Here is a 14,911-nt window from a genome sequence, read left to right as displayed (position 1 = left end):
AAAACTTTCCTGTAATAATTAATCTTTAAAAAACTTAAATGGCATAACCTTTAAACTTAAACACAAATAACAATGAGATTAAGTAACCGTAATAAAGCACCGGGCTACAACTTTATTAATACCCTCTTAATAATGTTTTTAATAGCCGGAATTGTGTCCTTCTTTTTAGAAGAATATAAATTTAATATTTTAGGATCAGAAAGCTATCTGCTGATTATTGTACCGGTAATTATGTTATTAGCTTTCCATCTTACCGGAAGACAAATATTTGAGTATGATAGTGATGGAGAGGCTCTCAATTTCAAAAACAGGAACATCATTCCATTTTTAGATAAACCTTTAAGTGATGAATTTCCAAAATACAAATTAATAAAATACGAGATCGTCAATTTACTCTTTGTAAAAAGATTATATATTACAATTTCAAGTAAGAATAGTGGTTCAACCATGTTGAAATACGAAATTTCTTACCTGACGACAAAAGAAGTAAATGATTTGAAATTCTCTTTAAATAAAGTAGTAAAAGCGAATAACGAGAAAAACGTTAAAAACGAATAATGACAGAAGAAAATTCACATGAAGGCGAAAGCCTGAAGAAAGTTTCCGGACTTTATAAAGACTGGTTTCTGGACTATGCTTCTTACGTGATTTTAGATAGAGCGATTCCATCGGTCTACGATGGATTAAAACCCGTTCAGCGAAGAATTATGCATTCCATGCGTGAGCTGGAGGACGGGCGGTACAATAAGGTAGCGAACATTGTAGGAAATACAATGAAATATCACCCCCACGGGGACGCTTCTATTACTGATGCCATGGTACAGATCGGGCAGAAAGAGCTTCTGATTGACACTCAGGGAAACTGGGGGAATGTCTTTACCGGAGATTCGGCTGCAGCAGCAAGGTATATTGAAGCCAGATTAACCCCTTTTGCACTGGAGGTAGTTTTCAATCCTAAGACAACGGAGTGGGCAAAATCTTACGATGGACGAAATAACGAGCCTATAGATCTTCCCGTAAAGTTCCCTTTACTTTTAACGCAGGGAGTAGAAGGGATTGGTGTAGGATTATCCACGAAGATACTTCCTCACAACTTTAATGAACTGATCAATGCTTCAGTAGCTCACCTTAAAGGAAAAAAGTTTGAACTTTTCCCAGATTTCCTTACAGCAGGGTATCTGGACGTTTCTGAATACAACGACGGGCAAAGAGGTGGTAAAGTACGTGCAAGAGCCAAAATTACACAGACCGATAAACATACTTTGGTTATCTCTGAACTTCCCTTTTCCAAAACAACCAGTGATCTGATAGATTCTATCCTAAAGGCTAATGAAAAAGGTAAGATCAAGATTAAAAAAATTGAAGACAATACGTCCGACACCGTAGAAATTCTGATCCATCTCCATAATGACGTATCACCGGATAAAACAATTGATGCGTTATATGCCTTCACAGATTGCCAGGTAACAATTTCTCCGAATGCGTGTGTAATTGTGGGAGATAAACCAATGTTCCTGAGTGTTTCTGAAATCCTGAGAATGAATACGGATCATACCGTTTCATTGCTGAAAAAAGAACTGGAGATTGAACTTCACGAACTTCAGGAAAGCTGGCATTTCTCCTCATTGGAAAGGATTTTCATCGAAAACAGAATCTATCACGATATTGAAGAAGTAAAGACTTGGGAAGAAGTAATCAAAACTATTGATGCAGGATTAAAACCTCATACCAAGCATCTTTTGAGAGCCGTTACTGAGGAAGATATTCTGAAGCTGACAGAGATCAGAATCAAGAGAATTTCCAGGTTCGACTTAGATAAATTTAAAGAAAATATTGCTGCTCTTGAAGGTAAGATAGAGCAGGTTAAACATAATCTTGCTAATCTTATCGCTTATGCTATCGAGTATTATTTAAATATTCAGAAGAAGTACGGTAAAGAAAAGCAGAGAAGAACCGAATTAAGAATTTTCGATACCATTGATGCTACAAAAGTAGCCGTGGCTAACGAAAAATTCTATGTAAACCGTGAAGAAGGCTTTATAGGAACCTCATTGAGAAAAGATGAATACCTGTTCGACTGTTCCGATATCGATGATATTATAACTTTCAGAAAAGACGGAAGTATGAAGATCGTCAAAGTAGAGGCAAAAACCTTTATCGGAAAAGATCTCCTGCATGTGGCTGTCTGGAAGAAAAACGACAAGAGAACAGTGTATAATATGATCTACCGTGAAGGTAAAGAAGGTCCGTATTATATGAAACGTTTCTCCGTGACGGCGGTGACAAGAAATACAGATTATCCTCTGGCGTCTGATAAAAAAGGCTCCGAAGTGCTTTATTTTTCCGCTAATCCGAATGGAGAAGCTGAAACGGTTACTGTTCTCTTGAAACCAAATCCAAGAATCAGAAAAAATAAGATGGATATCGATTTTTCTGAATTGGCAATTAAAGGCCGTGATTCCAAAGGAAACCTGGTGACCAAATACTCCGTGAAAAAAGTAGACCTTAAGGAAGAAGGTATTTCAACCCTGGCTCCAAGAAGAATCTGGTTTGATGATACGGTACGAAGATTAAATGCTGATGGCAGGGGGACTTTGTTAGGGAATTTTAAAGGAGATGATAAAATCCTGACGATTAATTCCAATGGAGAGGCAAAGCTGGTAAGTTTTGACCTTGGAAATCGTTTTGACGATGATTATCTGATCCTTGAAAAATGGCGGCCGCAGCAACCTGTAACTTGTATTTATTACGATGGGGAAAAAGAGATGTATTTTATTAAAAGATTCCTTCTCGAAAATAATACCAATCCCCAGAATTTCATGCCTTCGGAGCATAGCAAATCATTTATTGAGAACGTGATAGTAGCCAACGGATCCACTGCAGAAATCATTTTTTCAAAAGATAAAGGAAAAGAACGTGATCCTGAAACCATAAATATTGATGATTTTATTATGGTGAAAGGTATAAAAGCAATAGGAAATCAATTTACCAAATTCAAGGTAAAATCAATAAATATTACCGTTCCTGAGATCGAAGAAGAGGAACCGGAAGTATATGAAGAGCCTGAACATACTGAAGGCATTGATGAAGACGGTGGGGTTATCGGTGATCTTTTTGAAGGAGATACTGATAGTGACGAAAATTAAATTTTAAATTAATCATGAATATCTTATTATTAGTTATTATAGCTACCAGTATTATCAGCTTTATTGCTTTTAATAATCATGGTATTTTCGAAAAGTATAAATTTAATGTAGGAGCTATCCAAAACAGGAAAGAGTACATCCGTCTCCTTTCTGCAGGTTTCCTTCATGCAGATTTAATGCATCTTCTGTTTAATATGATGACCCTTTATTTCTTTGGGCCTATCGTAATGGAAGGTTTTGGAAATCTGGGTTTCATAATTGTATACTTTGGTTCTATACTGCTCGGAAATATGTTTTCCCTGTTTATCTATCAGAAGCAGCCATGGTATTCTGCTATTGGAGCGAGTGGAGGGGTTTCAGGGATATTATTTGCCGGAATTGCACTTATTCCTGATCTTAAAATATATATATTCTTTATTCCTATCGGAATTCCGGGCTATATTTTCGGGCTTCTTTATTTCAGCTATTCCGTCTATATGATGCTTAATCCCAGACAACATGATAATATAGGTCATGCAGCACATCTTGGCGGAGCCTTTTTTGGTTTGCTATATGCGGTGATCAATCAACCTGAAAGAGCAATGGATAACGGTTTGTATATTGGCATTATGGCGATTCCGCTCCTGTACTTAAGCTATGAAATTTTTGTCAGGAAAAGAATAGGATAAAAAACCTATCTTTAAATAAAATATCAAAACCAATGAATACAATAGAGTTGAATCGTTTTATCGTCATACTTATCTATGGTTCATTGGTTTTGCTTTCTTTGCTAAAACTGGCCAATCCCCTTAAAGTTAACCGAAAAGCCAACCTATGGTTTGGTTTGTTTCTTTTTTTGTGGTCTACGTATTGGCTGGATGAAATTTGGTCACTGATCAAAGTTTCTCCGATAGAAATTCATTCCATTCTTTTTGTTCAGTTCGTTCAGTTTTTTACACCCATTATGTTTTATCTCAGTGTTTTATTTTTTACAAATCCTTCATTTAAGTTTAAGAGGTCGGACGTAAAATATGCTGTTTTACCTGTTATTTTTCTGATCAATTTGTTGTTACAACGTTACGGAAACTTTGAAAACCAATCTTTTTTTGAGTTTACATTTATAGGATTGATATTATTCCAGGCGGTATTTTATACAGGGCTTTCTTATTTTACCATACGGAAACATCAAAAGAGAATTCAGCAATTCTCTGCTAATACGGAAGGGATCAATCTTAATTGGCTGGAGTATATTATTCTCATTCTTTTGATTATCAATATCGTATATGTTATCTACAATCTTTTCTATGATTCTACATCATTAAATGCTTTCATCAATATAGCTTTTCTTTTAGTGGTTTATTTTGTAGCGTATTACTCGCTGAAGCAAAAAGAAATTTATCCTGTTGAGGAAAAACAACGGGATGAGCTCATATCCATTAATGATGAAAATGAGGAAATCAAACGAAAACTCATTTCTGATGAAGAATTATCCCGGCTTAAAACAAAGCTTGAAAATGTAATGGAAAAAGAAAAACTTTACCTGGATAGTGAGCTGAATTTAATTAAGCTTGCAGAACACTTGTCTGTTTCTACTCATCATTTATCGTATGTGATCAATACCGGCTTTCAAAAAAACTTTTTTCAGTTCATTAATGAATATAGAATTGAGCATGCTAAAAAGTTGCTGAAAAATAATGAGACCAATAAGCTTTCCATTTTAGGGATTGCTTTCGAATCCGGATTCAATTCCAAGACTTCATTTAATACCACCTTCAAAAAATTCACTGATCAGACCCCTTCTGAGTTTAAAAAATAAGTTCAGGTTTATAAATTTTAACCTTTTTTACTTTTATCATATTGATTTTAAATTGTTTATGATTTGTGCTTAAATGTGTTCAGTCATATAAGATGGAACAAAAAAGGCTCTTCATAAAGATACATTTGTACCATAATTTTTATCATGGATACTAAAGAATCATTTGCTGTTGTAACGGGAGCAAGTCAGGGATTAGGCAAGGCGTTTGTCGAGCATCTGGCTAAAAAGAAGATCAATGTTATTCTTATCAGTCTGCCTGGTCAGAATGTGGCTCATTTAAGTGAAAAAATAGCAGAAACCTATTATGTAAAAACACATTATTATGAAATTGATCTTTCTGTAAATGAAAATGTAATGCAGATAACAGAGGAGCTGAACAGGTCTTTTAATATCTACATTTTAATTAATAATGCCGGTCTGGGAGGAACCCGAAAATTTGTGGATGCTACGCCTGATTATATCAATACGATATTACAGGTCAATGTTATGGCTACTTCTTTAATGACCCATCAGCTGTTGCCTAATCTTTTGAAACAACCCAAAGCTTATATTTTAAATGTTTCCAGCATGGCTGCATTTTCACCGATTGGTTTTAAAACGGTTTATCCCGCCTCCAAAACATTTATCCATTCCTTTTCCAGGGGATTACATGAGGAACTAAAAGATACCAATGTTTTTGTGAGTGTTGTGAATCCGGGAGCGATGAAAACCAATAAAGATGTCTGCGAAAGAATTGAAAAACAGGGTTTTTTAGGAAAACTGACTTTGCTTGATCCTAATAAGGTGGCTGCACGATGTGTCAATCAGCTATTCAAAAGAGATTCTGTCATCATGGTTAATCCTATAAGTTGGCTGGTAATGAAGATATTGCCCATCTGGATTAAATTACCTTTGATGACGAATGCAATAAAAAAAGAAATAGAAGCATGAAAAAAGTTTTTGTTACCGGTAGTACCGGGCTTTTAGGAACTCATGTTGTTAAAAAATTATTAAGAGATGGTTATTTTGTTATTGCTTTGGTGCGGCAGAAAAGTCGCTATTATGGTCAGGAAGATGAAAACCTCCGGTTAGTTGAGGGAAGTTTGTTTTCTGATGTTTCCTCGCATCTTAAACTGGTGGATTTCGTCATTCATATTGCTGCTGAAACTGGGCAGGATCTGCTTTCCTATGGGGAATACAGAAAAACAAATTATGATGCCGTGGTTCATTTGTTTTCACAGTCAGTTGAAGCCGGGGTTAAAAAGTTCTTATTTGTAAGTACTGCGAATACGATGGGATATGGGAATCTTGACGAATTAGGTCATGAAAGCTCCGGTCAAAAATATCCCTTCACAAAATCTTATTATGCCCGAAGTAAATCAGAAGCTGAGGGTTTTCTTTTCCGAAACAACAAAACCACTGAAGTTGTTATTCTAAATCCGACGTTTATGATCGGGCCTTATGACTGGAAGCCCAGCTCGGGGAAAATTATTTATTGGGTATGGAAAAAAAATCTGGTTTTTTACCCATCCGGAGGAAAGAATTTTGTTCATGTGGAAGACGTTGCCTTTGGGATTGTTAATGCCATCGAAAGGGGAAAAAACGGAGAGCGATATCTTTTAGGGCATGAGAATTTAAAATATAAAGACTTCTTTAAAAAAGTAAATCTGATTACCCATCAAAACCCTTTATTGCTTCCACTTCCGGATTTCATTCTGATACTTTTGGGAATAACAGGGGATTTACTAAGATCACTGAATGTAAAGACGAATCTAAGCTCACCCAACATGAAAGCTTTGAGAATAGATAATTATTATACCAACTGCAAGTCAATAGAACAATTAAACCTGGAATACCAGTCCGTAGATAAAGCAATTGCCGATGCGATAGATTTTTTTCAGAATAAAGAATATACTACTTTGAAAACTTCTCCAAAGCCTCTTTCAACGTTTCAACAAAATTAATATGCCTGGTTTTATTGCTTTCAAAAATAAAATCTTTCATACTTTTACTTTCATATTGACTAAAATCTCCTATAATGGCTAATCCCATTCTGTAATTGGAGAACTTCTGGAGAATATCGCCGGCAATTTTAGTCTTGAGGTCAAAGAATTCCGGGGTTATATTTTTCTCATAGATAATCACCTTATCAAACCCCTGATAGTAGGCGTTACCTAATAGATCGATACCGTCCTGTGCTGATTTTATCACGTGGTTGTCGGAAATCACTTCCGCTACTTTGATACCATTGACCTGGTGAGCTTTAAGTTCCATGATTATTTAATTTTTGACGTAAAAGTTTGCTTATTGATGTGTAAAGGAAACAAGTATTATGCTAAATATTGTTTCGTTTAAAAAATATCAGTGACCAGGAAAATGTCTGTCCTTATTCATATTTGCAGGGTTGATTAAAGATTTATTGCAATAAGTCGCTGCTTCAAACTCCTGTATATTGATAGACAGAATAGGTATATCCGGAAACATCAGGTTCAGTCGTTCTATTATTTGTCTGGATAAGCTGGCCTTTTGTTCTATAGTTCTTCCTCCCATAATATTTCCGAAAATATGGATAAAGCTTTCCTTTCCATCATCCATCTTATAATATTTAAAAGGCGTTAATCTCACTTTGATGTCTCCTTTTGCAAAAAGTCCGGAGTTTTCTGCAGTCTCGTAAACTGCATTCATTATTTCACCGGGAGATTTCTGATCTAAAATATTTTCTGAGCAATCTATGATAAAATGTGGCATGGTTATTTGAAATTTGAGCTAAAGATACAGAACTTAAAACCGAAAATAACGGAATCCTATCTTTTTCCCGTTATAAACCTGTCATTTCCAGACAAATCTTTTACAAGATGAGCCTCCGAAAAGAAAGAATAAAGCTCCAGGGTTTCTGCCCCTAATTTTTGATTAATTTCTAAAAATAACAATCCGTTTCCGTTCAGGTTCTTTTTCGAGTCTTCAGCGATTTTCCTGTAAAAGATCAAAGCATCAGAAGTAGGAGAGAAGAGTGCCATTTGTGGTTCAAATCCTTTCACAGAATATTCAATTTCAACTTCTTCTTCAATCCCGATGTAAGGAGGATTGGAAATAATGACATCATAATTTTCAGTAAGCTTAAAATTCAGATAGTCACCATACATAAAACGAACATCCAGCCCATGAAAAACAGCATTTCTTCTTGCTGTTTCTAAAGCTGCTTCTGAAAAATCTATAGATGAAACATCGGCATCCGGAAAATGTTTTTTAAGAACCAAAGGAATAACTCCGCTTCCTGTACCAATATCAAGAATCTTAAGATCTTTCTGTTCAGAAAACGACCTTTGGATTGTATCAATGGCTATCTCAAGCAGTTCTTCTGTTTCGGGGCGTGGTATTAAAACATTTTCGTTCACAAAAAATGTCATCCCATAAAATTCCGTTTCACCTAGGATATGTTGGTAAGGTTTACCGGTTTTTAGCTCTGCGGTTATTTTCTGAAGCTCTTTTTCATCATCAGATAGCAACTCCTGATGAGAAAACCGTCTTTGCTGGAACTGATCAAATCCGATTAATTTTTCAACAAAAACAGAAAACAGGAAAGCACTTTCAGATGCTGTATACAGATCACTCAGCTCTTTTTTGAAATGGATTTTAAATTCTGAAATTGTCATTTATCTTGTAAAAACCAATTTGGTATCTGTAGATTTTTCTTCGTCGATCATATAACCTTCATAATTAAAGGCTTTAACATCGTCCAGCGTTTGGGCATTGGTTTCAGCACAGAATCTTACAACAAGACCTCTGGCGTGTTTGGTATACACAACAATCGTTTTTAATTTTCCGTCTTTTAATTCATAAAAATCGAAATCAATTACTTTATGGTTCAGTTTTTTCCGGTCAATTACTTTTCCATATTCATTACTTGCCAGTTGAAGCAGAATCTCATTTTTCTTCATTTCTGAGTTCAGCTGATCTGTAATTTTCTCTCTCCAGAACTCATATAGATTTTTGTATTGATCAAATTCAAAATGACGGCCCATTTCAAGTCGGTACAACATGACTTTATCAGAAGGTTTTAACAAGCCATAAAGACCTGAAAGCATTCTGTAATTTTTCTGCAGATAATCCACGGCACTTTTATCCAGGGTTTTGGCATCCAGCCCTCTGTATACTTCTCCGGTGAACGCAAACATAGCCGGTGCAGATTCTTTAGGCTTTGGATTTGCTTTCCAGTTTTGATTTCTTTCCCAGTTTTCATCTGCCAGCTTAGGAGAGATCTCCATGAGTTCGGAAAGATACTTAGGTGATTTATGTTTTAAAAATGATTGTATAAATTCTGCCTCTTCAATGAATTTCGGGGTAGTGGATCTCAACAGGTCAGTTGAGTTTTCTACGTTCATTAATTTAGCCGGTGATGTAATGATTTTCATAAAATAATATAATAAGAACCTCAGTGAGAGGTATATAATAAACAATATATATTTAATGTTGGATAATAATCGTTATTGGGGAAATCCGGAAATATATCCCATTTTTAGTTTCTTCCTAATCTCTAACCTCTAACCTCTAACCTCTAATTTCTAACTTCTATTTAGAGAACTTATATAATCCCTTTTCCCTGTCTGATTACTTCAGGTTCTCCGGAAGTAAGATCTACAATAGTAGAAGCTACATTGTCTCCGTATCCTGAATCTATAACAATATCCACCAGATGATCATATTTTTCAGCGATGAGTTCCGGATCGGTAGAGTATTCGATCACTTCATCTTCATCCCTGATAGAGGTAGAAGCAATCGGATGTCCCAATTTTTCAACAATCAGCTGAGGAATGGAGTGGTCTGGAACACGGATACCGATTGTTTTATGTCCTTTATAAGCCAGAGGAACACTTTTGTTGGCATCCAGAATAAATGTAAAAGGTCCGGGAAGGTGGCTTTTTAAAAATCGAAATACGGAAGTATCAATGGGTCTTGTAAAATCCGAAAGGTGACTGAGGTCGTTACAAATAATTGAAAACTGGGCTTTTTCCAGCTTCATTTTTTTGATCTGAGCCAGTTTTTCCATGGCTTTGATGTCAAAAATATTACAACCCAATGCATAAATAGTATCAGAAGGATAAATAATTAATCCACCATTATTCAAGGTTTTAACCACCTCATTAATAAGATTTTCCTGAGGATTGTCAGGGTAAATTTTTAATATTTTTGCCATAAAACAAAGATACAAATAAATGTATAGTTTTTATAAAACTCCTTTATTTAAAAGAAAAATTAGGAATTTTAAAAAAAAGTCGTACATTTGCAATCCAATATCGCGGGATGGAGCAGTAGGTAGCTCGTCGGGCTCATAACCCGAAGGTCATCGGTTCGAGTCCGGTTCCCGCTACTAAGCAAGTGTTTTCGGTAAACACTCTAAAAAATACACCGCGGGATGGAGCAGTAGGTAGCTCGTCGGGCTCATAACCCGAAGGTCATCGGTTCGAGTCCGGTTCCCGCTACTAAGCAAGTGCTTTCGGTAAGCACTCTAAAAATACACCGCGGGATGGAGCAGTAGGCAGCTCGTCGGGCTCATAACCCGAAGGTCATCGGTTCGAGTCCGGTTCCCGCTACTAAGCAAGTGTTTTCGGTAAACACTCTAAAAATATACCGCGGGATGGAGCAGTAGGTAGCTCGTCGGGCTCATAACCCGAAGGTCATCGGTTCGAGTCCGGTTCCCGCTACTAAAGCAAAAGAGAATCACAAAGTGATTCTCTTTTTTGTTTGATCTATTTTCTCATTTAAACCGATATTTGTAATCGTCAATCCTTTAAGCTCTTATGAAGTTCAGGAGGACTTCCCAAAGTATCTCGGAATGATTCGGGATAATTGCCGTCAATGTCGGTAACTCCAAGCTCTTTCCCAAGTTCAGCACCTATAAGTGCCTGCCCGGATAACTCCATCATTTTATCATATTCATAGAGGGCTGCAATCACTCTTCCTGTAAATTCCGGAGATTCCCGCTTTATGGTAGGTTTTTCATCATCGGGTAGATTAGCAATATAAGCCTGAGCGCGCTCTGTATCTAAAAAACCCATCCATATAGAATTAGCTGCCACATTATAAGCTTTTAATTCTTTAGCCATATCTGCTGCCATTTTATCCGCTCCTGCTTTCTGAGCACCATAAGCCGGACCATTGTAATAACTTACAGCTGCATATTGACCTGTATTTATTATCAGACCTCTTCCATTTGCTATTAACAGAGGAGCAGCATAATAGCTGCTCACATAATGTGATCTTAAACCTACATTAAGAAGATTAACCGGAGCCAGAGAATTCTCCCAGAAGGGGATCTTTTTAGTAATAGCATCACTCACATCAGCGGCATTATTGACTAAAATATCAAGTCTTCCATATTCTTTTTTTATATTTTGGAAGAGCCCGGCTACTGCGTTATCATCTGTGTGGTCTACAGCTACAGGAATACCAAGTCCTCCTGCTTCACTTACAGCATGAGCTGTTTCTGTAATTGTACCAAGGTTGTTTTGGCTATGCAAACTACGACCTGTGACATATACTACAGCTCCTTTTTTTCCAAGAGCTATCGCTATGCCTTTTCCGGCACCTCTGCTGGCACCTGTTACTACTGCTATTATTGGCTTTGTCATTTTGATTGTTGTGATATTTTCTTATGTTGTCTTTAATTAACTGAAAGTAATTAATTCATGATATTTACTTTTTTATTGATGTCGTTTTAGGTGACCACAACTTGTATTGAGGATTTGTTTTTTCATAGGCCAGGCCGTTTGGGTAAGAAACTAATTCGATTTGTAATCCCCAGGGAGTTTCAAAATAAACGCCTGTCAGTCCTGCATTGGGCCCTGATTTATGTTCTATAGGGGTGCCTATGATACGGACTTTTTTTGCTTTAAGATATGCTACGCTTTCATCCATATTTGTGGTGTAAATAGCAAAATGATACCAACCGATATCGTCGTTCATAGGCCTTTTCATATTCCTTTCAGGAGATGTATATTCAAACAGTTCGATGTTGCTGCCATTTCCGGTTTGCAGCATGGCAATATGCGTGATTTCTGCAGACTGGCGTATATTAAAAGCTTTTTTTGCATCTTCATCAAGAGGTAAGTGTCCTTCTTCATAAACTTTATGAAAGCCCAATACATCTGTAAAAAAAGTAACCGATTCATTGAGATCGGGGACGTTAAAACCTATATGATCCATGCCCAAAACTCCAGGTATCTGTGCAGATATATGCAAGCTTGGCATAGAAAACAAAGCTGTAAATATCATAGCCTTGATGATTACCATTAAATTATTTTTCATTTTGAATTAATTGAAGTCTTAATTTTGTATAAACGCTTTTTCAATTAGGTGAGAATCTTCAAGCATTAGAAACTTTGTGATCAGTCCATCATGAATGGTAAATTTCATACAAAAGTTTTCCTTAAAGGCCTTACCTGTTCCTTTAACCGTTCTTCCTGCTTTCCCGAAAACGGCTGCTTCACTTCCATCAATGAAAATATGATTCATTTCAAAATTATCTTTAGTCGTGTCGTGTGCATCAATAAGCTGTTCTAAAGCCTTTAATACAGCTTTCTTTCCTTTCTTCATTCCTGTCCATGGCATGTGGGGTGATTCTGCAATATAGAAATCTACATTTTCATCCATGTATTGGATAACCTCTAAAGGGGAATTTTTTGCTGTTGCTCCAAAGAAACCGTCAAGCACTTGCTGCGTTTCTTTATTTTCTCTGTATAATTCCATAATACTTTTAATTACTTAATATGTTATTGTATATCAAAGTTATAAGACATTGGTTTGATAAATCCATGCTTGTATGGAAATGGATTTTATGATTCAATTACTATTGAAGTAACGCCTTTATCTTGAATACAAAGATGGTAAGTTATCAGGAAGTAAATATTGACATTTGATTCAAAAAGTCTTGACAAATATCAAGAAGAAAAGAGACTAAATGATGTAAGAATTATAAAAGTAAATTACTTAGTGGAAACGGTTTTCCGAATTCGGCTCAATGTTTCAGCAGTGATCCCTAAATAAGATGCAAGCATATAACGTGGAACTCGGTTTGCTACTTTAGGAAAAGTTTTTAAAAATTGGATATATTTTTGCTCCGCAGTAGCACTTAAGGTGGAGTTTATCCTTTCTTGGCTGGCATTAAGACTTCTTTGTAAAAGCATATTGGCCATATCTTTAAACAGAGGTATTTCCGTACATATTTTTTCAAAGTTGGAATTGCTAATTAATAAGACAACAGAATCTTCAACAGCACTGATATAGTATTTTGAAGGAGTTCCATCCATAAGACTTTGCATGTCAGAAATCCACCAGTTCTCTGTGGCAAAATAAACTGTATGCTCTATACCTTTTTCGTCCATGCTATATTTTCGTAAGAAACCCGAGCAGACAAATGAGTTAAAAGTACAAATATCCCCTTCTGATAAAAGAAATTGGTGTTTTTTTAGTTTTTTAATAATGCTCAGCGACTCAATAAACTTTAGTTCATCCTGGGAGAGGCTTATTTTGTTTTGAAGATATGTACTGAAGATATTAAACATATATTCAAAATTACAAAATAATTAAATGAATAAAATATTTCTTTATTCTGAAATACAGATAGAGTGATTCAGGGATTTTATTTATCTGTTATAAGGATGTAATTAAGTAAAAGTAGTAAATAAAAAAATCCCGCATAAAGCGGGATTATATTATTGTGCTAGCTCAGCATAAGGTTTTAATTTAAGATCATCTGCCATTGTCTGACCCAGAAATTCTTTCTTTTGATTTCCTTTCATTCTGTTGGAGGCATCACCACCATTAAAATAAGCGTCATTTAATTTTGTAGTGATTTCACTAGGATTAAAATCAATTTTAGTATCACCTTCTACTCCAAGATACCCATTCTTTTTTGTGAGGTAAGTAATATAGTTTTTATAGTTGATAAGCGTATTTCTCAGGTATTGCGTGTGGTATTCCATGCACTTTTTAGCTTTCTTTGAAGAATTATTTAAAATGCAGTTGTTCATATTTCCTCTGTATAAGTACCATTCAGATTCTAAAATACCATATTCTTTTCCCAGTGCTGCTTTTCCGTTGGTAAGAATATTATTGTCTCCTTCTTTGGTAGCGATCGCTTGTAAATGTCCGATAACCGTAGGAACTGTATTTTCAATTTTAGTTTTTGCTTCCTTTAAAGCGCTGAAATCTGCAGCAGGCGAACTTTTCTTTTGAGCATTAGTAATGTTAAAAATAAGTAGTAATAGTACAATCAGTAAATTATATCTTTTCATGAGAAATTTTTAAAGCACTAAAATAAATATATTTTCCCAGTTTAAACATATTCATTTTAATTTTATTTAATAAAAATTAACAAGTTTTAAGAATTTATATTGTAATTAAAGAATTTTCTATTGATAATTCAGTGGAATTTGATTACTACTTACTAATTTAACATATTTTAATAAAAAATATTATATTGAATATCAATTAGTTATGTGCTTATTCTGTTTATCACTAAAAAAATAGTTGTTTGAATGTAATTTATTTCTACATTTGTATAACTAATTAAATAGTGATATAGAATTTAGCGATGATATATCATTCAAGATAAATGAACAGGATATGATAATTCAGACTTTAACAAAAGCAGAAGAACAGGTAATGCAGTATTTATGGAAAATTGAAAAAGGATTCCTCAAGGATATTCTTGATTTGTTTCCTGAACCCAAACCTCACACAAATACTGTTTCAACTATTCTAAAAGTATTAAAGGATAAGGAATTTGTTGATTATAATGTTTATGGCAGACAGCATGAATATTTTGCACTGATCACAAAGGAACAGTATTCGGGCAAGACGATGAAAAGTCTTGTGAAAAATTATTTCAAAGGATCTTATAAAAGTGCAGTCTCTTTTTTGGTAGAAAAAAATGAAATGACGGTAGAAGATCTTGAAATACTGCTCAACGAACTCAAAAAGAAAAACTGAT

The 14,911-nt window shown here is 35.2% G+C and carries 17 protein-coding genes and 4 tRNA genes; 11 read left to right on the top strand and 10 right to left on the bottom strand.

The genetic code is table 11. The features are described from left to right. The first annotated feature begins 72 nt into the window (after positions 1-72). From PFY10_05215 to PFY10_05190, 6 genes are all read left to right on the top strand, one after another. A complete protein-coding gene (locus PFY10_05215; protein WBV57841.1) occupies positions 73-558 on the top strand; it encodes a hypothetical protein in 486 nt (161 codons plus the stop codon). Then, positions 558-3,146: a DNA gyrase/topoisomerase IV subunit A gene (locus PFY10_05210; protein WBV57840.1), complete on the top strand. Its 2,589-nt coding sequence runs from the start codon at positions 558-560 to the stop codon at positions 3,144-3,146. Before PFY10_05215 ends, PFY10_05210 begins: the two co-directional genes overlap by 1 nt. Positions 3,147-3,160: 14 nt before the next feature. Beyond that, complete coding sequence (locus tag PFY10_05205; protein ID WBV57839.1) at positions 3,161-3,814, top strand: rhomboid family intramembrane serine protease; 654 nt, start codon at positions 3,161-3,163, stop codon at positions 3,812-3,814. A 32-nt stretch (positions 3,815-3,846) separates the two neighbouring features. Beyond that, positions 3,847-4,941, top strand: a complete 1,095-nt coding sequence (locus PFY10_05200; GenBank protein WBV57838.1) for a helix-turn-helix domain-containing protein — start codon at positions 3,847-3,849, stop codon at positions 4,939-4,941. Positions 4,942-5,085: 144 nt separating this feature from the next. Further along, entirely contained in the window at positions 5,086-5,871 is a 786-nt protein-coding gene (locus tag PFY10_05195; GenBank protein ID WBV57837.1) for an SDR family NAD(P)-dependent oxidoreductase, read from the top strand. Beyond that, a complete protein-coding gene (locus PFY10_05190) occupies positions 5,868-6,884 on the top strand; it encodes an NAD-dependent epimerase/dehydratase family protein (protein WBV57836.1) in 1,017 nt (338 codons plus the stop codon). The genes PFY10_05195 and PFY10_05190 overlap by 4 nt, the downstream gene beginning before the upstream one ends. Here PFY10_05190 and PFY10_05185 read toward each other — a convergent pair. The 5 genes from PFY10_05185 to PFY10_05165 all read right to left on the bottom strand — a co-directional run bounded on the left by PFY10_05185 (position 6,835) and on the right by PFY10_05165 (position 10,114). Next, positions 6,835-7,194 (bottom strand): DUF4180 domain-containing protein, encoded by a 360-nt coding sequence (locus PFY10_05185; protein ID WBV57835.1) that lies wholly within the window; start codon positions 7,192-7,194, stop codon positions 6,835-6,837. The genes PFY10_05190 and PFY10_05185 overlap by 50 nt on opposite strands. Before the next feature lie 87 nt (positions 7,195-7,281). Beyond that, positions 7,282-7,668, bottom strand: coding sequence for a 5-carboxymethyl-2-hydroxymuconate Delta-isomerase (locus PFY10_05180; GenBank protein WBV57834.1), 387 nt, complete (start codon positions 7,666-7,668; stop codon positions 7,282-7,284). 56 nt (positions 7,669-7,724) lie between these two features. Continuing rightward, the gene (prmC, locus tag PFY10_05175) at positions 7,725-8,573 is read right to left on the bottom strand and encodes a peptide chain release factor N(5)-glutamine methyltransferase (protein WBV57833.1); all 849 of its coding nucleotides are present in this window, start codon (positions 8,571-8,573) and stop codon (positions 7,725-7,727) included. Next, entirely contained in the window at positions 8,574-9,332 is a 759-nt protein-coding gene (gene yaaA, locus PFY10_05170) for a peroxide stress protein YaaA (protein WBV57832.1), read from the bottom strand. Positions 9,333-9,502: 170 nt separating this feature from the next. Beyond that, on the bottom strand, positions 9,503-10,114 hold the full coding sequence (locus PFY10_05165) for an L-threonylcarbamoyladenylate synthase (GenBank protein WBV57831.1): 612 nt from the start codon (positions 10,112-10,114) through the stop codon (positions 9,503-9,505). 101 nt (positions 10,115-10,215) lie between these two features. On the opposite strand from PFY10_05165, the gene PFY10_05160 reads away from it, so the two are divergent. From PFY10_05160 to PFY10_05145, 4 genes are all read left to right on the top strand, one after another. Then, a tRNA-Met gene (locus PFY10_05160) sits at positions 10,216-10,288 on the top strand. Positions 10,289-10,327: 39 nt separating this feature from the next. After that, positions 10,328-10,400, top strand: a tRNA-Met gene (locus tag PFY10_05155). A gap of 38 nt (positions 10,401-10,438) precedes the next feature. Next, positions 10,439-10,511, top strand: a tRNA-Met gene (locus PFY10_05150). Between the two features lie 38 nt (positions 10,512-10,549). Then, positions 10,550-10,622: transfer RNA gene (locus PFY10_05145), tRNA-Met, on the top strand. 78 nt (positions 10,623-10,700) lie between these two features. On the opposite strand, the gene PFY10_05140 is transcribed toward PFY10_05145, so the two are convergent. The 5 genes from PFY10_05140 to PFY10_05120 form a co-directional block, all read right to left on the bottom strand. Further along, positions 10,701-11,549 carry an SDR family NAD(P)-dependent oxidoreductase gene (locus PFY10_05140; GenBank protein WBV57830.1) on the bottom strand — a complete coding sequence of 283 codons (849 nt, stop codon included), beginning with the start codon at positions 11,547-11,549 and terminating at the stop codon, positions 10,701-10,703. A 64-nt stretch (positions 11,550-11,613) separates the two neighbouring features. Beyond that, entirely contained in the window at positions 11,614-12,225 is a 612-nt protein-coding gene (locus PFY10_05135; GenBank protein WBV57829.1) for a VOC family protein, read from the bottom strand. A gap of 18 nt (positions 12,226-12,243) precedes the next feature. Continuing rightward, entirely contained in the window at positions 12,244-12,666 is a 423-nt protein-coding gene (locus tag PFY10_05130) for a hypothetical protein (GenBank protein WBV57828.1), read from the bottom strand. A gap of 236 nt (positions 12,667-12,902) precedes the next feature. Then, positions 12,903-13,481 (bottom strand): Crp/Fnr family transcriptional regulator, encoded by a 579-nt coding sequence (locus PFY10_05125; protein ID WBV57827.1) that lies wholly within the window; start codon positions 13,479-13,481, stop codon positions 12,903-12,905. Between the two features lie 150 nt (positions 13,482-13,631). Continuing rightward, complete coding sequence (locus tag PFY10_05120) at positions 13,632-14,213, bottom strand: hypothetical protein (GenBank protein ID WBV57826.1); 582 nt, start codon at positions 14,211-14,213, stop codon at positions 13,632-13,634. 331 nt (positions 14,214-14,544) lie between these two features. Here PFY10_05120 and PFY10_05115 point away from each other — a divergent pair, with 331 nt between their 5' ends. Then, positions 14,545-14,910, top strand: coding sequence for a BlaI/MecI/CopY family transcriptional regulator (locus tag PFY10_05115; GenBank protein WBV57825.1), 366 nt, complete (start codon positions 14,545-14,547; stop codon positions 14,908-14,910). The last annotated feature ends 1 nt before the right edge of the window (position 14,911 follow it).

The sequence above is a fragment of the Chryseobacterium daecheongense genome, from assembly GCA_027920525.1.
GTDB classification, from domain to species: domain Bacteria; phylum Bacteroidota; class Bacteroidia; order Flavobacteriales; family Weeksellaceae; genus Chryseobacterium; species Chryseobacterium proteolyticum.
Note: the sequence above shows the minus strand (reverse complement) of the source record. Positions and strands in the feature narration are given on the sequence as shown.

What these genes read in the sequence shown, in the direction of transcription:
- PFY10_05190 (WBV57836.1), top strand. Translation starts at nt 5,868, where the DNA reads ATGAAAAAAGTTTTTGTTACCGGTAGTACCGGGCTTTTAGGAACTCAT.
- PFY10_05185 (WBV57835.1), bottom strand. Translation starts at nt 7,194, where the DNA reads ATGGAACTTAAAGCTCACCAGGTCAATGGTATCAAAGTAGCGGAAGTG.
- PFY10_05200 (WBV57838.1), top strand. Translation starts at nt 3,847, where the DNA reads ATGAATACAATAGAGTTGAATCGTTTTATCGTCATACTTATCTATGGT.
- PFY10_05130 (WBV57828.1), bottom strand. Translation starts at nt 12,666, where the DNA reads ATGGAATTATACAGAGAAAATAAAGAAACGCAGCAAGTGCTTGACGGT.
- PFY10_05210 (WBV57840.1), top strand. Translation starts at nt 558, where the DNA reads ATGACAGAAGAAAATTCACATGAAGGCGAAAGCCTGAAGAAAGTTTCC.
- PFY10_05165 (WBV57831.1), bottom strand. Translation starts at nt 10,114, where the DNA reads ATGGCAAAAATATTAAAAATTTACCCTGACAATCCTCAGGAAAATCTT.
- PFY10_05135 (WBV57829.1), bottom strand. Translation starts at nt 12,225, where the DNA reads ATGAAAAATAATTTAATGGTAATCATCAAGGCTATGATATTTACAGCT.
- PFY10_05125 (WBV57827.1), bottom strand. Translation starts at nt 13,481, where the DNA reads ATGTTTAATATCTTCAGTACATATCTTCAAAACAAAATAAGCCTCTCC.
- PFY10_05180 (WBV57834.1), bottom strand. Translation starts at nt 7,668, where the DNA reads ATGCCACATTTTATCATAGATTGCTCAGAAAATATTTTAGATCAGAAA.
- PFY10_05215 (WBV57841.1), top strand. Translation starts at nt 73, where the DNA reads ATGAGATTAAGTAACCGTAATAAAGCACCGGGCTACAACTTTATTAAT.
- yaaA (WBV57832.1), bottom strand. Translation starts at nt 9,332, where the DNA reads ATGAAAATCATTACATCACCGGCTAAATTAATGAACGTAGAAAACTCA.
- PFY10_05205 (WBV57839.1), top strand. Translation starts at nt 3,161, where the DNA reads ATGAATATCTTATTATTAGTTATTATAGCTACCAGTATTATCAGCTTT.
- PFY10_05115 (WBV57825.1), top strand. Translation starts at nt 14,545, where the DNA reads ATGATAATTCAGACTTTAACAAAAGCAGAAGAACAGGTAATGCAGTAT.
- prmC (WBV57833.1), bottom strand. Translation starts at nt 8,573, where the DNA reads ATGACAATTTCAGAATTTAAAATCCATTTCAAAAAAGAGCTGAGTGAT.
- PFY10_05120 (WBV57826.1), bottom strand. Translation starts at nt 14,213, where the DNA reads ATGAAAAGATATAATTTACTGATTGTACTATTACTACTTATTTTTAAC.
- PFY10_05195 (WBV57837.1), top strand. Translation starts at nt 5,086, where the DNA reads ATGGATACTAAAGAATCATTTGCTGTTGTAACGGGAGCAAGTCAGGGA.
- PFY10_05140 (WBV57830.1), bottom strand. Translation starts at nt 11,549, where the DNA reads ATGACAAAGCCAATAATAGCAGTAGTAACAGGTGCCAGCAGAGGTGCC.